Consider the following 21714-nt stretch of genomic DNA (forward strand, 5'->3'; position numbering starts at 1 on the left):
TAGGAAAAGAAATACAAATAATGAGATGGCATTTGTAAATCCAGATGTTTTTGTAAGGTTCGATGTATGTTGCGAAAGCAATAGAGCTGAGGTGCTGTTTTTAGCCAAATATTAATACGGCAAAGTAATCGTTTTTAGGAAAAAAATAATTTTCTTTGCTTACTAAAATTAAAAAAATGAAGGCATACAAAGCACCTTATGTAATAGCTGAAATAGGATGTAACCATAAAGGAGATATGGTTATTGCAAAGGAATTGATTCATATTGCAAAGATTTTTTGTAACGTAGATGCCGTAAAATTTCAAAAACGAAACAACAAAGAATTACTTACTATAGAGCAGTACAATTCGCCTCATCCCAATAGAGACAATTCGTATGGCGATACATATGGAGCGCACCGAGAGTATCTAGAATTCACAGTGGAACAACATGCTGAGCTAAAAGAATATTGTGAATCAGTTGGATTAGTATATTCTACATCAGTTTGGGATGTAACATCGGCTCAAGAAATAGCTTCTTTAAAACCTGAATTCATAAAAATTCCATCGGCATGTAATAATAATTATGCCATGCTCGAATGGTTATGCGACCATTACAAAGGGGAAATTCATATTTCGACCGGAATGACAACGCAAGATGAAACGAAAGAGATTGTTGACTTTTTTGTAAAAAAAGAACGCAATCAAGATTTAGTTTTATACAATTGTACTTCAGGATACCCAGTTCCTTTTGACAGTGTTTGTTTGTTAGAAATTAATGCTTTGCAAAGTAAATATGGAGGACTAGTAAAACAAATTGGTTTTTCAGGTCATCATTTAGGCATTGCTGTGGATGTAGCGGCCTATACCTTAGGCGCCTCTATTATTGAACGCCATTATACTCTGGATAGAACTTGGAAAGGCACTGATCATGCCGCTTCTCTTGAGCCAATGGGTATGCGCAAGTTGACACGAGATTTAAAAGCAGTGTACCAAGCTCTGACAACGAAGGCAACGGATATTTTGCCAATTGAACAAGTACAAAGAGATAAATTGAAGAATAAAAAAGGATAAACAGTTTTGTTTTTAAATCGTGTGTTGGGTATGCATGCGTATGCCAAATCGCATTTTAAAGTTTGAATTTTTGAAGTAAATGGGTAACATGAATAAAAAAGTTTTTGTTTTTTTTCCAGATGGAGTAGGGTTGCGCAATTTTGCATTTACTCAGTTTAAGGAATTGGGAGAGGAACGCGGGAATACCATTGTGTACTGGAATAATACGGTATTTTCACTTGAAAATGAATTGGGTTATGAGGAATTACCACTCAAAAATCATAAAATACATCCATTAACTCCTTTGTACACTCGAGCTAGAAAGCATGTTGAACTCGATGTTTCACAGAAAAAATTCAAGGACCCGGTTTACGCCACTTATAAATTTCCATTTAGTTACAAAGGAATCAAAAATATTTTAAAGAGTGTCTTTACCCAAATACTCATTGGCTTGAACTCCTCTGAGGCAGGTATAATTCGCATTAGAAAACGAATCAATAGTTTAGAACGTTCCACAAAAAAATATCAGTATTGCAAAGCCCAGCTGCAAGCCCATAAACCAGATCTTGTTTTTTGTACCACACAGCGTGCCACACAATCTATAAGCGCATTGCTTGCTGCCCAAGATTTAGGAATTCCTACAGTAGGTTTTGTCTATTCTTGGGATAATGTTCCAAAGGCTATGCAGCTCATAGAAACAGATTTCTATTGTGTATGGAGTGATTTGATGAAAAAAGAAGTATTGACTTATTATCCGTTTATCAAAGAACATCAAGTTTTTGTAACTGGGACTCCACAGTTTGAACCTCATTTTGATACGAGTTTGGCACAAAGCAGAATGGATTTTTGTAACCAACATAATTTGGATTATCATAAAAAGTACATTTGTTTTTCGGGCGATGACGAAACTACCTCACCACTTGATCAGTTTTATTTAGAGGATTTGGCTCAAGCCGTACGAAGTTTAAATGGTAAAGGACATAATCTGGGAATAATTTACAGGAAATGCCCCGTGGATACTACCACGAGATATGAAAAAATAATACAGCAATACCAAGATATTATTGCTGTGATAGATCCTTTGTGGACCTCCAAAGGAACACAGTGGAATGAAATTTTACCCACAAAAGCTGATTTAGGTTTGTTATATAATGTGTGTGAACATTCAGACTTTGTGGCCAATGTGTGTTCCTCAACTGTTTTTGATTTTGTATTGCACAACAAATCCTGTTTGTATTTTAATTACGAGCAACCTCAATTGAAAAAAGGCATTCGGGATATAGGTCAAAACTATAACTATGTTCATTTTAGGAGTATGCCCAGCCCAGATGCTGCCGTTTTTTGTACCCATAAAAGGGATTTAGAATTCTTGGTTGAGCAAATTTTAGAACAAAAAGTATCCAATGTTTCAGTAGGAAAAAAGTGGTTTGATATTGTTGCGTCAAATCATCCATCAGTTGCGTCTAAAACTATTTGGGATACCATAGAAACTATTTTAAAAAACTAATATGTTTTTCAATTCACTTGCCTTTGCGGTATTTTTGCCCATTGTTTTTATCTTGTATTGGTTTGTTTGTAATAAAAACAAGTCCTATCAAAATGCACTTCTTATTATTGCGAGTTATTATTTTTATTCGTGTTGGGACTGGCGTTTTTTATTTTTACTGATTTTTTCCACGTTTTTAGATTATTACACGGGGATTCAAATAGAAAAAAGCAGTAATAAAACGTCTCGAAAATTTTGGTTTTGGCTCAGTATAGCAATCAATTTAGGATTTTTAGGGATATTTAAATATTACAATTTCTTTGCTGATTCGTTTTCTCAATTGGTAAATGGTTTTGGTTTTAAAACCAGTCCATTGTTACTCCATGTGGTGCTGCCAGTAGGGATTTCTTTTTACACCTTTCACGGCTTATCTTACGTAATTGATATTTATTACAAGCGCATCAAAGCCGAATATAATTTTGTAGATTATTCCTTATTTGTGAGTTACTTCCCTTTGCTTGTAGCTGGTCCTATTGAGAGAGCGACCCATTTATTACCGCAAGTAAAAGTGAAGCGCAGTTTTGATTATCAAAAAGCTAAAGAAGGTGTATTTCAGTTCGTGTGGGGATTAGTCAAAAAAGTGGTCATTGCGGATACTTGTGCAACTTATGCGAATGCTATTTTTGATAATTACCCATCTATGAATACCTTATCACTTGTTTTGGGTGCTGTGTATTTTGCGTTCCAAATCTACGGTGACTTTTCGGGCTACTCTGATATGGCTTTGGGAATGTCAAAATTGTTTGGGATTGATTTGTTACGGAATTTTAATTACCCCTATTTTTCAAGAGATATAGCTGAGTTTTGGAGGCGTTGGCACATTTCTCTTTCTTCTTGGTTCAAAGATTATTTGTACATTCCGCTAGGAGGTAGCTCAGGAGGTATGGCTATGAAAATTAGAAATACTTTTATAATTTTCTTGGTTAGTGGTTTTTGGCATGGAGCCAATTGGACTTTTGTCGCTTGGGGCTTTATCAATGCCTTGTACTTTTTGCCATTATTGATTTTAAATCTCAACCGTTCGAATATGGAGACGGTTGGTTTAAATTTGAATTTTAACGGGATTAAAGTATTCTTTAATATGCTTACCACTTTTGCTTTAACCTGTTTGGCTTGGATATTTTTTAGGTCCAAATCTATTGAGGCTGCCTATGAGTATATTGTACGAATGTTTTCGAATCGTATTTTTGAAATACAGTATTTAGAGAATCAAAGGTACAACTATGAAATTTTACTTCTAATATTAGCTTTTGTTCTTGTAGAATGGAAAAACCGTCAGCAAGTAGAACCTATTTCTGGAAAATACAGTTACTTAAAACTGAGTCTTTGTCTTGTTGCTATTGTAGCACTAGGCACTTACGCTGATTATAAAGAATTTATTTATTTTCAGTTTTAAAAATAAATAAGATAAGAAAACCTCAAATTCAACCTCGAAAAAACGAATAATGAAGCAGTTTTTAATTTTTATTGGCAAAACACTCTTGATACTCCTTTTGTTAGCAGTGATCCTGGATGTTTTGTATACCTCTGTTTATTTGCAATCCTCCACAAGAGGAAAGATAGAACAGGTTTATAACTCCAAATCTCAAAAATTTGATGTGGTTATTTTGGGATCCTCAAGAGCAAATAATCATTTTGTAACTCCATTATTTGAACAAAAAGGGTTGCGCGCTTTTAATTACGGAATGAGTGGTGGACATCTTTTTGAAGCCTCACTGCTATTAAAATTAATGATCGAAAGAAAGTATGTTATTAAAAATGTGGTATTAGAAGCTGATTTGAATCTCTCCAATGAAAAGCGTGACGAAGGAGTTTCATCACATTTTCTACCATTTTTGCATCAATCTCAAACTATAGCAAATCATTTTTCGAATGAAACTGATTTTGCATCCATGTATTATGTGCCATTTTACAGGTATGTGGCATTTGATGCAAAAATAGGTTTTAGAGAGTTATTTAATGTAGTGCAACAAAAGCCTACGACTTTACTAGATAATTCAGGGTATTATCCTTTATACAAAAATCCAAAGGCAAATATGAAGAATGATTTGACCAACTTAAAGCCTTTGCAAAACAAATACTTTGAAGAAATAAAACAGCTTTGTAAAGAGAATAACATTAACTTTATTGCTATCATGACGCCTATGTGTAGCAATACCAAAGGCATGAATTATTTTGAAAAAGTAAAGAAATTATATCCTGAAATTCATAATTATGAAAATGTGGTGATTGTAGATCAATATTTTTCATCTTGTGGCCATTTGAATGATGCAGGAGCTAGAAAGTTTACCTCAGTTATAATTAAGGATTTTTTTAAACAATAAAGAACACAAAATTAAATAGAGCAGAATAAAAAACGTCTATGGGTTAGAATAATACACTGGCCATTAAACTTATAATCCATACCTTATGCACATTGCTTTTCTTACTCCAGAATATCCTCATAAGCAAGTGGCTCACGCTGCGGGCATTGGCACAAGTATTAAAAACTTAGTTGTAGCTTTAACTAAACAAAAGATTAAGGTAACCGTGATTGTATATGGTCAGGCGGAAAATGCTCAACTTGACGAAAATGGAGTAGCGATACATATTTTAAAATCAAAAAAATATCGATTTTTAGGCTGGTACTTGCATAGAAAATACATTCAGGATTATGTAAATGATTTGATAATCACCGAAAAAATTGATCTTCTTGAAGCACCTGATTGGACAGGGATTACTGCTTTTATGAAACTAAAAGCGCCATTGGTAATTCGTTTTCATGGTAGTGATACCTATTTTTGTCATCTTGAAAAGCGCAAACAAAAATGGAAAAATTTTTGGTTCGAAAAGCAAGCTGTTAAAAAAGCCAAGACGTTTATAGCTCCCACAGCTTACGCTGGAAGAGTATCTAAAGAATTATTTGGAATTAAAAACAAAACTATAAAAACAATTCATTATGGGTTGGCATTAGAAGATTTTCAAAATCCAAATCCAACACAATTTGATAACGGACTGTTATTGTACATAGGCACCATTATTAGAAAAAAAGGAGTTCTGGAATTACCTGCTATTTTCAATATCGTGCGTACGAAATTCCCAGGGGCCAAACTGGTTTTGATAGGTGGAGATGCATCTGATATAGCAACGGGAGCAACATCTACTTGGGAGTTACTGCAGCAAAGTTTTGACAGTGAAGACGTAAAAAACGTAACTTACTTAGGGAAAATACCGTATCAAGAAATCCAAAAACACATAAAACAAGCACAAGTATGTATTTTTCCTAGCTATGCAGAGACCCTTGGAATGGTGACAATTGAGTCTATGGCTTTGCAGAAACCTGTGGTAAATACTAATATTGGTTGGGCGCAAGAATTGATGGTGGATGCTGATAGTGGTTTTCTAGTGCATCCTGCAGATCATCAACAATTTGCAAATCGTATTCTTACTGTTTTAGAGCAGCCGCAAATTGGTATTAAAATGGGTAAAAATGCTAGCATATATATACAAGAACATTTTGATATCGAAAAAATTGTAGAACAGAATATTCAATTTTATAAATCAATCTTCGCGAAGTGATTATAGTATATCATAGAGATAGTAAAGTTACTGCCGTTGATGGAGTTTCGCCTTTGTTTTTTTCAAAGTTAAATAGAAGCAATATTGCGCAAACATTATTTCTTATTGCTAGTGAAAATCCAAATGTAAAAATAGTTTGGTGTCATGAATCCGTGAAGAAAAAACTGAATCTAACAGCCTTAGATGCGCTTTCAAAGCATAAAAATGTGATGTTGAGTTACAAAGGAGCGTCAGATTTGCCTTTTCAAAATGTAGTAGGTTATATAGAGCAATCTCCCTTTATAAAAGTCAATCACACCGTTACCTATCCTACGTGGTGCATGAGTTCAACCGTGGGAGTGATACACGCCTCGGTACTAGAGCGCTATAAATCACAGCTTAAACCCGATGTGAATTTGGATTATTTTTTGTGTTCTATTGCAAAAATAGGAATGATTAAAGGCCTGTTTTGTTATGCTGCACCACAATTATTGTTTGATAATCAAGATGTAATTCATGAAAAGCCTATTAGTACCTTTGCAGCTTTTAAGTTTGTGAGTCAGCATTTTAAAAAGCAATGGGTGTTCTTTTTATTTTTTATGATGTTGGTTTATGAAAAACGATTGGCTTTTTTTCCTCTTTTAAAGGCCTTGTTTTTTAAAAGTCGCTTGTATATGGACCTTAATTTTGAGTCCTTAATGGCAGATGCTGCCCAAGATGCTCAAGAGTTGCCTTCTATTGATGTTATTATTCCAACTTTGGGAAGGAAAGTGTATTTATATGATGTACTTCTAGATTTGGCTGCCCAATCTCATTTGCCTGTACATGTAATTGTGATTGAGCAAAATCCTGTTCTTGATAGTATTTCAGAACTAGAATATTTGCAAGAAAAACACTGGCCTTTTGTTATAAAGCACATCTTTACACATCAAACGGGTGCTTGTAATGCCCGAAATCTAGCCTTAGATCTAGTGGAAAGTGATTGGGTATTTCTTGGGGATGATGACAACCGTTTTGGACAACATTTGATTCGGGATGTGTTACAAAACGCAACAAAGTATGGCTTAGAAGCTATAACTACTGCTTATTTGCAGCAGGGTGAAACTCAAATATTCAATACCATTCATCAATCGGGTATTTTTGGGTCGGGAAATAGTTTTGTAGCTGCGCCATCCTTAAAAAACATTCGATTTGATAAGGCATTAGAATTTGGTTATGGAGAGGATACTGATTTTGGTCTACAATTAAGAAATTCAGGTTGTGATATTATTTATTTTCCCAGTTTAAGAATCACGCATCTCAAAGCACCATCGGGAGGTTTTAGAACGCCACTACCTCAATTGTGGGAACAAGATTACCTCCAACCCAAACCATCACCTACTATATTGTATGTGTATTTAAAACATTTTACCTTAGAGCAATTAAAAGGTTTTAAACTCTTACTTTTTTTAAAGCTTCTTAAAAAAGAACCCATTTTAAAGAGTATTCTTTTTGTTAGTAATTTTAATAAAAAATGGGAAAGAAGCATTTTTTGGGCACAAAAATTAAAAATAGGACAACATGAGAATTAAATACACCTATACTAAATTACTCAAAAGATGGGATGATTTTAAGCAGCATCCATTAACAAAAGATACTGTTTGGAAAGCTTTTTTTAGATATGTTTCGTTCAATAGTATTCAAAGTTTACATCCTAAACCAAGACAGTATGATTGGATTGATGGTTTGAAGTTTTATGCTCAAAAAGGAGATGCAGGTATTGTGGCCAATATTTATTATAAACTATTTGACTACGAAGATTCTATGTTTTTGTTGCATCATTTAAAACCGAATGAGCTGTTTATTGATGTTGGAGCAAATGTGGGTCATTTTACTTTACTGGCTGCAGGAATATGTGAAGCAGATGTAATAGCTTTTGAACCAATACCATCCACGTTTGTAAAATTGACAAAAAATATAGACTTAAATAATCTATCGCAAAAAATCACAACATATAATATTGGAATAGGTGAAGAGGAATCCTTTTTGAATTTTACACAGCATAAGGGAGTCATGAATGCGGTTGCTTTAGAGCAGGAATCAGGATGTGTTACCGTTGAGGTAAAAAAACTCGACACAATTTTGGCTAATTTTGCCCCAACTTTTTTGAAAGTTGATGTTGAAGGTTATGAATATTTTGTTCTAAAAGGAGCAACAGAAATACTAAAGCGTGAAAGTCTTAAATATATTATTATAGAGTTAAACTCGTCTAATTTAAAATTTGGTCATACCAACCAACAAATATTTGAATTATTACTTTCTTTTAACTTTGTACCAATTCGATACGATGTGGAGAATAGAAAGTGTATTGAAACGGAGAGTTTTAACACGTTGACATTCAATACTATTTTTATTAAGAAAAGCAAATAATACAAATGCTGAAGATTTATACCAATCATCTGTTTATAACTCCTGAAAACCGGAAAGAAGTTTTTCCGTTGTTGTTTGATTTGTGTTATACGGAGAATAGTATTTTGCATACCCTTTACGAGTTCGTATCAACTCTTGAAGCGTGTGATGTAGCAATAGTTCCAGTAAATTTGCGACGGTTTGGTACCCGTAATGATTTAAATCAATTTATTTCTGAGGCTCAAAAAAGGCGTAAAATAGTTTGGCTGTATTCTGGTGGAGATTTTGGACTAACATTAGACTCGGCTGTTCAAGTATTTAGAAACGGCGGTTTTCATTCTAAGTTACCAAGGGCTACTTTTATTTTGCCGTCTTTTATCAATGATCCCTTTCAAAATAAAGATCAAGTAGTAGCTGCTATTCCTAAAACTGCGTTGCCTCAAATAGGGTTTGTGGGACATGCAGCTAATTCAATTACTAAACAGTTAAAAGAATTAATTGGGTATTGTAAAAATAATTTAGATATCATTTTAAAGCGGGAACAAGCTGATTTTCAAAAGTTTTATCCTTCTAGTACAAAACGCTATCATTTTTTAAAACAATTATCAAAAAGTGAAAAGGTAGGAACTAATTTTATTTTGAGAAAAAATTACAGTGCTGGCGCAAAAACAGTTCAGGACAAAGCCATTGCAAGGAAGGAATTTTTTTACAATATTGCTGCTAATCCGTATACGTTTTGCATGCGTGGAGCAGGAAATTTTTCGGTTAGGTTTTATGAAACGTTGGCCATGGGAAGGATTCCGGTCGTGGTAAACACGGATATTCGATTGCCTCTAGTCGATCAAATTGATTGGAGTAAACATTGCGTAATGGTATCTGAGGAAAACATGATACAAGAGTTGGTTGCTTTTCATAAGGCTATATCACCAGAAGGTTTTATTCAAATGCAAATTGCCAACCGTAATTTATGGTTGAATTTTTTAGAACGAGAAGCTTATTTTAGGACTATATACCGTGTTTTTAAAAATAGAATAAATGAAGTTTAGTCTCATTATATGTACTTACATGCGCCCACAAGCCGTGGTAAAATTGTTGCTCTCTGTTGCGAAGCAGTGCCTTTATCCAGATGAAATTCTAATCATTGATGGGAGTGAGAACCAAGATACGGAAAATGCTATTGCACAACATGATTTTGCTAAGGTGGCTTATTACAAAGTACATGCATCGGAACGAGGTTTAACAAAGCAAAGAAATTTTGGAATTCAAAAAAGAGATAAAAATTCTCAAGTAATTTGCTTCCTTGACGATGATACCGTTCTTACTCCTAATTATTGCTTGGAAATCATTAAAACATTCAAAGAGGATGAAGGCCTTGTAGGAGTGGGAGGTGTTGCAGTGAACGAAAATAAATGGCAAGAAAAAAAACCGAATATTTCTTATCATCCTCATTATTTTTATCAATGGGAAAATTATGTTTATCCCGAGGGATTGCGCAATGTAGTTCGCAATTATCTGGGTTTGTCCTCTCCATTGCATCCCGGAAAAATGCCTAATTTCTCTCATAGTCGTACTTGTGGTTATCCACTAACGGGCAAAACCTATGATGTAGATTTGTTAATTGGCATGTCAATGTCCTTTCGGGCAAGTGTTTTTAAGGAGTTGCAATTTTCTACTTATTTTGAAGGATATGGTTTATATGAAGATGCTGATTTCAGTTTGCGAGTCATGCAATATGGTAAAAATGTTATCAATACAAAGGCGCAATTACACCACTATCACGAACCTTATGGCCGACCAAATCAATATAAATATGGTAAAATGGTAGTTCGAAACGGTTGGTACGTATGGTGCGTGAAGAACCCAAATCCTAAAATCAAGGATAGGCTCAAATGGCATACAATTACCGTTTTGTTATTGTGCATCAGAGGTACAAATTCTTTGAGGGGCAATGATAAAAAAGCCGCATTTTTAGAAACAATAGGAAGAGTTGTGGGTTGGATATCGGTTTTATTTTCTCCGCCGCAAATACAAAATAAGGACTGTGGAGGCCTTTAAAAGGTTCGTTAAGAATTCCGTTGGCTTTTCGAATAAAAAAGCATTAAATTTGAATGCCACAATTTACCCTACTGTATGCAAAAACACATTATTCATCCTGATACACACGCTAAATTAGTATCATCTACAAAAGATTTTTTTCATTTTGACGATGGCAGTCAGTTGCCTGTTTTTAATGGGATTCCAGTTCTTTTTGGATCGGAATCTATGTTCTGTTACGAGGATATTTGCAAAGCCAAAGTGACTACTCAAAATGGGGCTCATTTAGACACCTCAAACCTGAAAAATTACATCCGTAGAAAAATGTTACCTGCTTTATGTGCTGATTTTAACATGGATAAGCGGTATGCTGAACTAGCAAAAAGGTTGGCTAAAGGTAGTAAAGTACTTATTGTAGGTGTGGGTGAAAAAGCTACTTATTATAAAAACATTTTCAGTGATTGCGAGGTTATAACCACTGATGTTCATGCTACTTTCAAACCAGATTACATTTTTGATGGGCATTACATCCCGTTTGAAAATGCTTGTTTTGATCTTGTTTTGGCGGCACAAGTTATAGAGCATACTTTGCATCCGTGGCTTTTTTGTGAAGAGTTACAAAGGGTCACCAAAATAAATGGTTTTTTGCAAATAGAAGCTCCACAATCATTTCCATATCATGCTGAACCCTATGATTTTTTTAGATTTACTTTTACTGGTATGCGAAGTTTGTTTCGGGAATGTGCCGTTGTTACTTCTGAAATAACTGAGGGGAACGCAGCAAATGTAGCGGTTACGGTATCTAATTTTTTCATCAATACATCTTCTACTAGATGGGTAAGAAGTGCGTGGTTGTTAGTCACTAGATTGACATTAGGATGGATGAAATACCTAGATCGCCCGAAAGCTAATCTTAACAGACGATCTGTTTCAATGCCAAAAGGATATGCTTTTACTTTTAAAAAAGATTCTCAGCCCCGATCTTCAAAAGACTTATTAACGGAGTTTTATCAATTAAAAAAATGAGACTTCTTGTTATCACTCATGTTCCTCATGTTCATAAAGACGGGCGTTATTATGCCTATGCTCCTTATGTTAACGAAATGAATTTGTGGTTAAAACATTGTGATACGGTAACTATTGTTGCTCCTTTACAAAATCAAGCTCATACAGTAATTGATGCTTTTTATGCACACAATAAATTACAATTTATACCTGTAGCACGTTTTGATGTGCTTCATTTTACGAGTACATTGCAGGCTTTTTTTAAAATTCCAAAAATTTGCATCCAGCTTTTTAAAGGAATGCAAAATGCAGATCATATTCATTTACGATGTCCTGGAAATATAGGAATGCTAGGCTGTATTGTTCAAATATTTTTTCCTAATACCCCAAAAACAGCTAAATATGCAGGCAATTGGGATCCTAATGCAAATCAACCTTGGACGTATAGGCTGCAAAAGTGGATTTTGAATTCTACTTTCTGGACCAAGAACATGAATATTTTGGTGTATGGTGAATGGAAAAACAACAGTTTAAATTGCAAACCTTTTTTTACGGCAAGTTATTCAGAAAGTGAAATAGTTCCACTTGCACCATGGAATCCAAATGCTGCCTTTACATTTGTCTTTGTGGGTGCATTGGTACCGGGGAAAAATCCTCTTTACGCCATAAAACTTATCGAAAAATTACTACATCAAGATTGTAGTGTTACTTTAAAAATCTATGGTGACGGACCTTTAAAAATTTCTTTAGACGAGTATATCAACAAGTATAATTTGTCTCAATGGATTACTGTAATGGGGAATCAAAGTAGTGAAGTGGTAAAAAAAGCCTATCAATCCAGTCATTTTGTAATTTTGCCATCAAATAGTGAGGGTTGGCCCAAAGCCATTGCCGAAGGGATGTTTTGGGGTTGTATTCCACTGGCAACTGCTGTGTCTTGCGTTCCAACTATGTTAGATTATGGCAAAAGAGGGGTTTTGCTTACCATGCAAATAGAGCAGGATAGTAGGAATATTTTTGACCTTTTACAGGATTCAACTAAGCAAGAAATACAATACAAAGCGGCAGCTGAGTGGTCCAGAGCCTATACAATAGAGTGTTTTGAAAACGAAATCCAATTGCTTTTACAACCATGAGAATCATACAACTCATAGATACACTTGCTGCTGGTGGTGCTGAACGAATGGCTGTGAATTATGCCAATGCACTAAACACAAGAATAGATTTTTCGGGGATTATATGTACGCGTCAGGAAGGACCATTGCGAGAGCATATTGAGTCTAAAACCGCTTATTTGTTTTTAAACAAAAAAAGAACCCTTGATTTTAAAGCTATTTGGGCTTTGCGCCAATATGTTGCTAAACATAATATTGAAGTTATTCATGCGCATAGTACCTCCTTCTTTTTAGCTTTTATGGTAAAACTGCTACGTCCTTCTTTACAATTAATTTGGCACGATCACTATGGAGATAGTGAGTTTTTACCGGCTAGACCCACATTGGCGTTACGGTTAACCTTGCCATTTTTTAGTGGGATTATTGCAGTAAACCAAAAATTAAAAAATTGGGCTGAAACTAAAGGGTTTAGTAATAATGTTATTTATTTAGAAAATTTTACTACGCCCCAAAAGCTCGAGCAAAGCATAAGTGAGTTAAATGGTGAAGTGGGAAAACGAATAGTATCTTTAGCTAATTTGCGGCTTCAAAAAAACCATGCTCTACTTTTAGAAGTTGCTGTATTAGTCAAGAATTCCCATCTTGACTGGACCTTTCATCTTGTAGGTAAAGATTTTAATGATAATTATTCGAATGATTTAAAAAAAAATATTGTAGCTCTTAATCTTGAGCAAACCGTTTTTATCTATGGAACGAGAAGTGATGTTTCAAATGTTTTACACCAAGCGACAATTGGGATATTGACTTCATCTTCAGAAGGGCTACCTCTTGCTTTGTTAGAATATGGTACCGCAGGTTTGGCTACTGTTGTTACTAATGTGGGGGAAAATGGAGCTGTAATTAAAGATGGTGAAAATGGGTATCTCGTAGCTCAAAATTCAAAAATATTCTATGAAAAACTGCTGATTTTGATGCAGGATGAAGTAAAACGAACTACATTTGGCTCAAAGCTGAAAAATACCGTTCATACGAACTTCTCAGAGGAGCATGTTATTTCGCGTTATTTAAGTTGGTTGGAAAAGCACAATAAATGAAAAAAGACGATAAGACCTATTTGTTTTTAATTCTCCTGCATGCCGTACTAGGTATGTTGGTTTTTATAGTTCCTTTTGTGGCCAAATTGTATGGATACGCTGTGTTTTTTTTAGGAATTTATTATATTGTTAAAAAACAAAATGCAAATAATGAATGCTTGCAAGTTGCTGCTTATGTAGTAGGTAGTGAAATAATTTTAAGAATGACCGGAGGGAATATATCCTATGAATTTTCAAAATATGAGGTCATTATTTTTTTGTTTTTGGGAATGTATTTTAAGGGGTTTTCTCGTTCTGCTTTCCCGTATTGGTTTTTTTTATTCCTTCTTATTCCCGGTATAATCATGTCTACTTTTGTACTGAATTTCAATACGAATATAAAAAATGCGATCGGATTTAATATTTCGGGACCTATTTGTTTGGCATTTGCTTCTTTGTATACCTATCGCAGAAGAATAAGTTTGGCTCAAATGAATTCAATCCTTCTTTGTGTTGGATTACCTATTGTGAGTTGCACTGTTTATCTTATTTTTTATACACCCAATGTTCGGGACGTTATAACAGGAACCCAATCCAGTTTTGAAACATCGGGGGGATTTGGGCCGAATCAAGTTGCTACTTTTTTAGGTTTAGGAATGTTTATCTTTTTTTCAAGAATTATTTTAGAATCAAAAAATACTTTTTTGGTTGTACTTAATTTGATAATTGCCTTGAATATTGGATATAGGGGAATGGTTACTTTTTCAAGAGGAGGTATGATTACTGGTTTTTTTATGATTGTTATGTTGTTATTGTTCTTATACTTCAAATCAAATAGTACAGGGAAAGTTAAATTAAGTTATATATTCATTATTATAGCATTCGCTATGATGGCCATTTGGTCTTACTCTTCTTATCAAACGGGTGGACTTATTGATAAACGTTATGCCAATCAAGATGCTGCGGGAAGAGCAAAACAAAGTCAGTTTACAGGAAGAGAAGATGTGGCTCAAAATGAAATCAATATGTTTTTTAAAAATCCGATTCTTGGCGTAGGTGTAGGAAAGGGAGTGGAGATTAGGGAGCAGGAAATAGGCATTAAAGTTGTATCTCATGATGAAATAACTAGAATGCTTGCTGAGCATGGATCCTTAGGACTCATAGGATTATTAATTTTGATTATCACACCCTTTGTTTTGTTTGTAGAAAACAAGTTTAACATGTATTTAATTTGTTTTGTAGTATTTTGGTTTCTGACCATTAATCACGCAGCCATGCGTACTGCCGCACCTGCGTTTATTTATTCTTTGGCACTGTTAAATGTGCAACTACGTCCTTCGTCAAGAGACGAAATACAATAAAGTGCGTGTTACATCATAGTTGCTATTTCATACTGTTCTTTAATGTTGTAGTATTATTTTGCTTTTTTTGAGTTACTATATTTGTTAAAAAAATACGGATTTTCTAAAATTATCTGCTCTTAAAAGTAGTATCTTGCAGTACCAATCATAAATACCACTTATGTTTTCCATTGGCAAAATACACTTTGAAATTTCGGAACGTAAGTTAATTTTACGACTTTTTGACGTTCTGTTTGTTTTAACAGCCTTATATCTATTGGGTCAGTTTTTGGTGTTTGATTATTTTAGTATTTCAACAACTAATTATTATTGGACAATAGTCCTTGCAGTGTACATCAATTTCTTTGGTACCATTTTCGAAATGTACAACTTGCAGATAGCAAGCAATCAATTTCAAGTTTTAAAAAGTACTTTAATTACCGCCTCTGTTACTGCGTTAGTATATCTGTTAACACCTTTTTTCTCGCCTGTTTTACCAAGTAGTAGGCTTCAAATCTTATTGTTTTTCAGTGTTACTTTCCTCTCTTTATATTCTTGGCGCATCTTGTATGTTATTTTTTTAGCCTCTACTAGATTTTATCAAAATGCAATTTTAATTTGTGACCAAAAACGAGTTCAAGAACTTATAGAGGGTCTTGAAGATATAGACCCGCATTATAAAATTTTAGGGTATGTCAATGTTTCACAACCTGATACAGAAAGTAAACATTACAACTATGTGCCTGAAATCACGGCGAATGATCTATTGCAATTTGTCAAAGAAAATAAAGTATCCGAAATTGTTGTGTCTACACATCATGAAGAGGGCATGGATCCTATCTTGTATCAAAATTTACTTCATGTTTTAGAGTCGGGAACAGTAATTAGAGAATACACTCAAGTTTACGAAAGTAAAACCCAGCGTATCCCTATTCAGTACATGGAAAAAGATTTTTACCGCTGTTTTCCTTTTAGTCGAAGCAACCATAACAAGTTGTATTTATTAATTGTGAGATTCTGTGAAATTGCAATTGCTTTGTTAGGTGTTTTTATTGGTTTGTGTTTGATTCCATTTTTATGGATAGGAAATAGTTTGGGCAATAAAGGGAGTTTGTTTTATTTTCAAGAACGAGTGGGCAAAAACGGTATTGTTTTTCAAATCTTGAAATTCCGTACGATGATTGAAAATGCCGAAAAAGACGGAGCCGTTTTCACTACCATAAATGATTGTCGAGTAACAGCTTTTGGAAAATTTTTAAGAAAAACAAGAATTGATGAATTTCCACAGTTTATCAACATTATCAAAGGCGATATGTCTGTAATAGGTCCGCGTCCAGAACGTCCTGTTTTTGTCAAAGAAATTGGGACTATCATGCCTTTCTATGATACTCGTCATATTATAAAACCTGGACTCACCGGCTGGGCACAGGTCAATTATTCTTATGGGGACACTATTTCAGATAGCGTTATAAAGTTGCAGTATGATTTGTATTACATCAAGCACCGTAGTATCTATCTTGATCTTAATATAGTTTTTAAAACCATTACAACCGTTTTGTTTTATCGCGGTCAGTAAATTATATTTGTGATTGAACACTTAGATAATAATTGGAATTCTACGTTTGTTTTGGATGGCAATTCTCACTAAAATGATTCCAGAAGTTACAAGTAATGGCAACACAAGAATAAGATGAACTTTGTTGATCATTATTATCAGATAAACAAATAAACAAAGTAGGTTAAAAAGAGCAAGTCTGTAAATTCCCTTTTTATTTTTTTTCCAAAAAAAGAATAAAAAGCCAAGCAGTGTAGGATTAAAAAGCAAAATATTATAATTATTTTCCAGTTCAAGATGCAAGGAATAAAACCATGCAAAAGTGAAAAAGAACCCAATGCAAGCCATTATACTCAAGAAAAATAAATTTATAAATCGCTTGTTGAGCAACACTATAAAAAAAAGTAAAGCGAAATAAGTGTAAGGATTGTTCCAGTAGGAAAACGGAGCTTCCTTGTTAAGTGAAAGCAGTGTTTTAGTTTCTGATACAATTGGGTTATTTTGATATTGAATTTTCTTCAAGCTTTCCAATAATTGAAAGGGTAAAAAAAGCTGTGTTCCTAATTGATCTACTTTGGTTCCAAAAATGATACTTGTTCCCAGTTTTTCATAAAAGTGATTTTGAAAATAGGGAAACAAAATAGCTCTGTATGTCTCGTCTTGGTGGGATTTATTTACAATTAGTTTCGTTTTGAGCGTTTTATTGATCATGTCAACCACCATTGAGGTGCAGTTCTTGTCTATGAATTTATAAGTATAATAACTAGATCCTGATGTAAGAGACTCGTTTAATGCATCAAACAAATCTTGTTTTTGGACGTTAGCAAGTTGTAATTCTTGTTCAAAAACAGCCCTTTCTTCATACTGATATTGAGATAAAAATTCGGGAAATGTATGGACTGCAGCAAAATATTGCAAGTCTCCTTTTACAAATTTCATAACAAAATTTGGGGTTTGAAAATCAAATGCACCATAGTTGTAAACCAAATCCAATGCGTTTGCAGGATCTTGTATTCTCAATGCTGTGTGACCAAAAAGGGAATACGATTCATTTCCTGTTCCACAAGTAATTATACTTACTTTAGAACTATTTGATAATAAAGTTTTTTGACTGAAAACCCATTGCGATACGATTAAAAAACAAAGTATAAGTGCATTTTTTTTAATCATTGATGCTAGCATGTTCATGTAGTTTAGTTGGATTTGTAGTAATGAAACAGAAAACAAATATAAAAATAATAAGCTTATTTTTGTTCAAAACAAACTTGAAAACCTTTTTAAAATTAATAATCTATCAAGAAATTTTAATTTCTAAAAATGCTTAAGTCAACCTTCAAGGAAAAGATATTAGAATATAACGCGGTACTTTGATTACCAATATCTGTCAAAGCATAATCTATTTGAATGCCTTTGTATTTGAATCCTAATCCCACATTAGGCTGAAAACCTACTTTTTCACTGCCGTCAAGTTGCATCACGTTTTGAAAATTCCCCATTCCAGTTCGGATAAAAACCAAATCGGTATAGCCAAATTCTAGTCCTACAGCAGGATCTATACTAATGCCATCTGTTGAAATCAAATCATTTGTTTTAGCAAACCGCAAGTTTATATTAACCGCGGCTTCAATACTGTAATCGTATCTAAATGTTACTTTTTTTGCAAGTCCTATTTGGACTTTTGGTGCAGTAATTTCGGCGCTTTCGGGCAATTCTTGGTTTTCACCTGGAATAGCATTCGCAATTTTTTGGTATTCTTTTTCATTGATATCCCATACGTTGTAGGTAGTGGTAATGTCTCTAACCATCAATCCAAATTGCCAATCGTTTTTTTCAAATTGTATTCCAGCATCAAAACCAAATCCCCAAGAATTGGCAAATTTCCCTATGATACGCCGAATTATTTTCGCATTAATCCCATATTGAAATCCGGGCACGGGTAGCTTTCGAGCATACGAAAAGGTAAAACCATAATCAGCTGTTGAAAATAAGCTGATTCTATTGTAGTCAATATTTCCTTCGCTATCAATAAGTTCAGTAGTGTTCAAAATATCATCCACCCCAAAACGGATCAATGAAATTCCCCATGCACTGCGTTCGTCAATAGGACTTGCGTAGGCTAGATAATCGTATTGAGCAATATTGGCAAAATAATTGGCATGCATAAATGAGACTTGATGGTCCTCAAGAGCCACAAGTCCCGCAGGATTCCAGTATCCAGAGTTTACATCTTTTGTAGAGGCTACGACCGTATTTGATCGGCCTAGTGCCGCAGCATCAACACCAATATTCATAAACTCGTTAGAATATTTTCGAACTGTTTGACCGCTAACAATGGCGCTTGTGCAAAGTACCAGCAGTAAAAGACTTTTTTTCAAGTATATGGTTTTTATGTAGTGCTATTTTTTATCAAAAATAGAATTTTTTAATGAGCTGCATGCTATATGTAATCTGAATTATAACGTTAATGCACTTGTAATAGTATGACAGGTATTGGTAAAATAATTTTAATAAATGTGTAGCGTTATTATTTATAGCTACTCTTTTAAAAAAAACATGTATTTCATAGACATATTGTACTAAATTTGTCCTAATAATTTATAACGCTTCACAGATGATGCTTAAAAAACACATTCCTAATATTATCACATTACTCAATCTTTTTTCTGGTTGTATTGCGCTTGTTTTTGCTTTTCATCAAGATTTTAAAATGGCTTTCTTTTTTGTTTGCCTAGGGATTTTTTTAGATTTTTTTGATGGTTTTTTTGCTCGTTTGTTCAAGGTATCGAGTCCATTAGGTTTACAGCTTGATTCATTGGCAGATATGGTTACGAGCGGTGTAGTTCCGGCAGTGGTTATGTATCACATGATGATTAGTAATTTAAGTACTGCGTCAGCTGCGCCATGGCAGTATTTCCCTTATTTAGGTTTTATAATTGCACTAGGTTCTTGCTATAGATTGGCTAATTTCAATATAGACACTCGTCAATCTGATTCTTTTATAGGACTTCCCACTCCAGCAAATGCACTTTTTATTTTAAGTTTACCTCTTGTATTAGCAAGTACTGATTCATTAATTGTAATTGAATTGATAACTAATGATTGGTTTTTATTAGTAATCACACTATTGAGTGCTTTTATGCTTAATGCTGAGATTCCACTGTTTTCATTGAAAATCAAAAAGTTTAGCTTTAGAGAGAATGCATTACAAATAGTATTTCTTGTAGTTTCACTTTGCCTTATGCTATTTTTCGGGTTTCTAGGAATTCCGTTGTTAATTACTTTTTATATCCTTCTTTCTGTAATTCAAAATAAATTTTTACAGAAGTAATTTTTGTAATGAAAAAAAAAGTCAGCACAAGAAAGCATTCGTACAATAGAACGACGACTAGAAAAACGAAGCGCTCTAAAAGCAATCTTTTTTGGTGGTTTTTAGTTGTTTGTTTTTTTTGTCTAATTTTATATCTGGGCTATCATTATAGAGGAGGTCTTGCGTATTATTTAGGATTTAAATCCAATAAAACAAATTCCCAAACTGCCGAAGAAAAGCGAATTTCTGACATAAGAAACGTTCAAGTTCTTGAAAAAAGTAACGGAAAAAGTGTAGGTATAGATGTTTCTGAATACCAAGGAAAAATAAGTTGGTCGTATGTTGATACGTTAGAGCAGCAATATCCTATTCAGTTTGTATTTATAAGAGCCACGGTGGGAAAAGATCGAAAGGATAGAAAATTTGATCAAAATTGGGCTGGCGCCAAAAAAAATAAAATGATTCGAGGAGCCTATCATTATTACCGTCCCAATGAAAATTCAATAGAGCAAGCCCGACTTTTTATAAAGACAGTTTCGCTACAAAAGGGAGATTTACCTCCAGTGGTTGACCTTGAAAAGCTTCCAAAAAATCAATCCATTCAAAATTTAAAACTTGGTTTGAGAAGGTGGTTACAGGCCGTAGAAGCGCATTATCAAGTAAAACCGATCATTTATACAGGAGAACGTTATTACGATGATTTTTTGAAAGAGGAATTTAGTGACTATCTTTTTTGGATAGCCAATTACAATTTTTATCGAGAAGAGATGAAAGACAATTGGTTGTTTTGGCAATTTACAGAGAAAGCTTCGGTACCGGGAATAAAAGGGAATGTAGACGTAAATATTTACAACGGAGATTTGCAACAATTACAACACATTACCCTAGAAGAGTAACAGTAAAGGCACACTAATTTTATTGCCGAAATTAAAATTCTAATTTTCTTTTTCTCAATTCAAAATTTTGTCCAAGATACACTCTGCGTACCATTTCATCCTCTACTAATTCTTCGGGAATTCCTGCTTTAAGAATACCACCTTCAAACATTAAGTAGGTTTTGTCAGTAATAGCAAGAGTCTCTTGTACGTTGTGGTCTGTGATTAAGATACCAATATTTTTGTTTTTCAATTGCGCCACAATCCTTTGAATATCTTCTACAGCTACAGGATCTACACCTGCAAAAGGCTCATCTAGTAATATAAACTTTGGATCGGTAGCTAAACAGCGTGCAATTTCTGTTCTACGTCGTTCTCCACCCGAAAGTAAATCACCACGGTTTGTACGAATGTGTTCTAGGCTGAACTCTTCAATTAAACTTTCCATTTTAGCTTCTTGTTCTACCTTAGAAAGTTTAGTCAATTGCAAAACACTGAGAATATTATCTTCAATACTTAGTTTTCTAAAAACGGATGCTTCTTGAGCAAGATATCCTATGCCTTGCTGTGCACGCTTGTACATAGGATAGTCAGTAATGTTCAAGTCATCTAGAAATATATTTCCCGAATTGGGTTTAACCAATCCTACTATCATGTAAAAAGATGTAGTTTTTCCAGCTCCATTGGGTCCTAGTAAGCCTACAATTTCTCCTTGATTTACCTCTACAGAAATCCCTTTTACAACACTTCTTCCTTTGTATGTTTTAATTAAATTTTCGGCTCTTAATTGCATTTAAGTTATCAGTTTAATGGGTTTGTAGTTTAATTTGAAATGTGCACTTTCAAATAATTGGGTACATTGATAGTTTTTTTTATTGATATAGAAACTTTTAGGTTCTGCTAATGCC

The 21714-nt window shown here is 34.0% G+C and carries 19 protein-coding genes; 16 read left to right on the top strand and 3 right to left on the bottom strand.

The window, feature by feature from the left end; genetic code table 11:
* The first annotated feature begins 176 nt into the window (after positions 1-176).
* The 14 genes from K5V07_RS03675 to K5V07_RS03740 all read left to right on the top strand — a co-directional run bounded on the left by K5V07_RS03675 (position 177) and on the right by K5V07_RS03740 (position 16645).
* A complete protein-coding gene (locus K5V07_RS03675; RefSeq protein ID WP_221916430.1) occupies positions 177-1052 on the top strand; it encodes an N-acetylneuraminate synthase family protein in 876 nt (291 codons plus the stop codon).
* A gap of 88 nt (positions 1053-1140) precedes the next feature.
* On the top strand, positions 1141-2538 hold the full coding sequence (locus K5V07_RS03680) for a UDP-glycosyltransferase (protein WP_221916431.1): 1398 nt from the start codon (positions 1141-1143) through the stop codon (positions 2536-2538).
* Between the two features lies 1 nt (position 2539).
* Positions 2540-3973, top strand: coding sequence for an MBOAT family protein (locus K5V07_RS03685; RefSeq protein ID WP_221916432.1), 1434 nt, complete (start codon positions 2540-2542; stop codon positions 3971-3973).
* Between the two features lie 49 nt (positions 3974-4022).
* Positions 4023-4901 carry a hypothetical protein gene (locus K5V07_RS03690; RefSeq protein WP_221916433.1) on the top strand — a complete coding sequence of 293 codons (879 nt, stop codon included), beginning with the start codon at positions 4023-4025 and terminating at the stop codon, positions 4899-4901.
* 85 nt (positions 4902-4986) lie between these two features.
* Positions 4987-6135, top strand: coding sequence for a glycosyltransferase family 4 protein (locus K5V07_RS03695; RefSeq protein WP_221916434.1), 1149 nt, complete (start codon positions 4987-4989; stop codon positions 6133-6135).
* A complete protein-coding gene (locus K5V07_RS03700; protein ID WP_221916435.1) occupies positions 6132-7685 on the top strand; it encodes a glycosyltransferase family 2 protein in 1554 nt (517 codons plus the stop codon). The genes K5V07_RS03695 and K5V07_RS03700 overlap by 4 nt, the downstream gene beginning before the upstream one ends.
* Entirely contained in the window at positions 7675-8523 is an 849-nt protein-coding gene (locus K5V07_RS03705) for an FkbM family methyltransferase (RefSeq protein WP_221916436.1), read from the top strand. Before K5V07_RS03700 ends, K5V07_RS03705 begins: the two co-directional genes overlap by 11 nt.
* Positions 8524-8528: 5 nt before the next feature.
* Positions 8529-9548, top strand: coding sequence for an exostosin family protein (locus K5V07_RS03710; protein WP_221916437.1), 1020 nt, complete (start codon positions 8529-8531; stop codon positions 9546-9548).
* Complete coding sequence (locus K5V07_RS03715) at positions 9538-10557, top strand: glycosyltransferase family 2 protein (protein WP_221916438.1); 1020 nt, start codon at positions 9538-9540, stop codon at positions 10555-10557. The genes K5V07_RS03710 and K5V07_RS03715 overlap by 11 nt, the downstream gene beginning before the upstream one ends.
* Positions 10558-10632: 75 nt before the next feature.
* The gene (locus K5V07_RS03720) at positions 10633-11562 is read left to right on the top strand and encodes a methyltransferase domain-containing protein (RefSeq protein WP_221916439.1); all 930 of its coding nucleotides are present in this window, start codon (positions 10633-10635) and stop codon (positions 11560-11562) included.
* Complete coding sequence (locus K5V07_RS03725; RefSeq protein ID WP_221916440.1) at positions 11559-12677, top strand: glycosyltransferase; 1119 nt, start codon at positions 11559-11561, stop codon at positions 12675-12677. The genes K5V07_RS03720 and K5V07_RS03725 overlap by 4 nt, the downstream gene beginning before the upstream one ends.
* Entirely contained in the window at positions 12674-13750 is a 1077-nt protein-coding gene (locus K5V07_RS03730; protein WP_221916441.1) for a glycosyltransferase, read from the top strand. The genes K5V07_RS03725 and K5V07_RS03730 overlap by 4 nt, the downstream gene beginning before the upstream one ends.
* Entirely contained in the window at positions 13747-15090 is a 1344-nt protein-coding gene (locus K5V07_RS03735; protein ID WP_221916442.1) for an O-antigen ligase, read from the top strand. Before K5V07_RS03730 ends, K5V07_RS03735 begins: the two co-directional genes overlap by 4 nt.
* Positions 15091-15250: 160 nt before the next feature.
* A complete protein-coding gene (locus K5V07_RS03740; protein WP_221916443.1) occupies positions 15251-16645 on the top strand; it encodes a sugar transferase in 1395 nt (464 codons plus the stop codon).
* Positions 16646-16666: 21 nt separating this feature from the next.
* On the opposite strand, the gene K5V07_RS03745 is transcribed toward K5V07_RS03740, so the two are convergent.
* Entirely contained in the window at positions 16667-17806 is a 1140-nt protein-coding gene (locus K5V07_RS03745) for a DUF4105 domain-containing protein (protein WP_221916444.1), read from the bottom strand.
* Between the two features lie 122 nt (positions 17807-17928).
* The gene (locus K5V07_RS03750) at positions 17929-18915 is read right to left on the bottom strand and encodes a PorV/PorQ family protein (RefSeq protein ID WP_221918136.1); all 987 of its coding nucleotides are present in this window, start codon (positions 18913-18915) and stop codon (positions 17929-17931) included.
* 320 nt (positions 18916-19235) lie between these two features.
* Here K5V07_RS03750 and K5V07_RS03755 point away from each other — a divergent pair, with 320 nt between their 5' ends.
* Together K5V07_RS03755 and K5V07_RS03760 are read left to right on the top strand one after the other, a co-directional pair.
* Entirely contained in the window at positions 19236-19952 is a 717-nt protein-coding gene (locus K5V07_RS03755) for a phosphatidylcholine/phosphatidylserine synthase (RefSeq protein ID WP_221916445.1), read from the top strand.
* 8 nt (positions 19953-19960) lie between these two features.
* Positions 19961-20827 carry a glycoside hydrolase family 25 protein gene (locus tag K5V07_RS03760; RefSeq protein ID WP_221916446.1) on the top strand — a complete coding sequence of 289 codons (867 nt, stop codon included), beginning with the start codon at positions 19961-19963 and terminating at the stop codon, positions 20825-20827.
* A gap of 31 nt (positions 20828-20858) precedes the next feature.
* Here K5V07_RS03760 and lptB read toward each other — a convergent pair whose 3' ends face one another.
* Positions 20859-21599: an LPS export ABC transporter ATP-binding protein gene (lptB, locus tag K5V07_RS03765; protein WP_221916447.1), complete on the bottom strand. Its 741-nt coding sequence runs from the start codon at positions 21597-21599 to the stop codon at positions 20859-20861.
* Between the last annotated feature and the right edge of the window lie 115 nt (positions 21600-21714).

Source organism: Flavobacterium sp. CHNK8 (assembly GCF_019774515.1).
Taxonomy (GTDB): Bacteria; Bacteroidota; Bacteroidia; order Flavobacteriales; family Flavobacteriaceae; genus Flavobacterium; species Flavobacterium tiangeerense.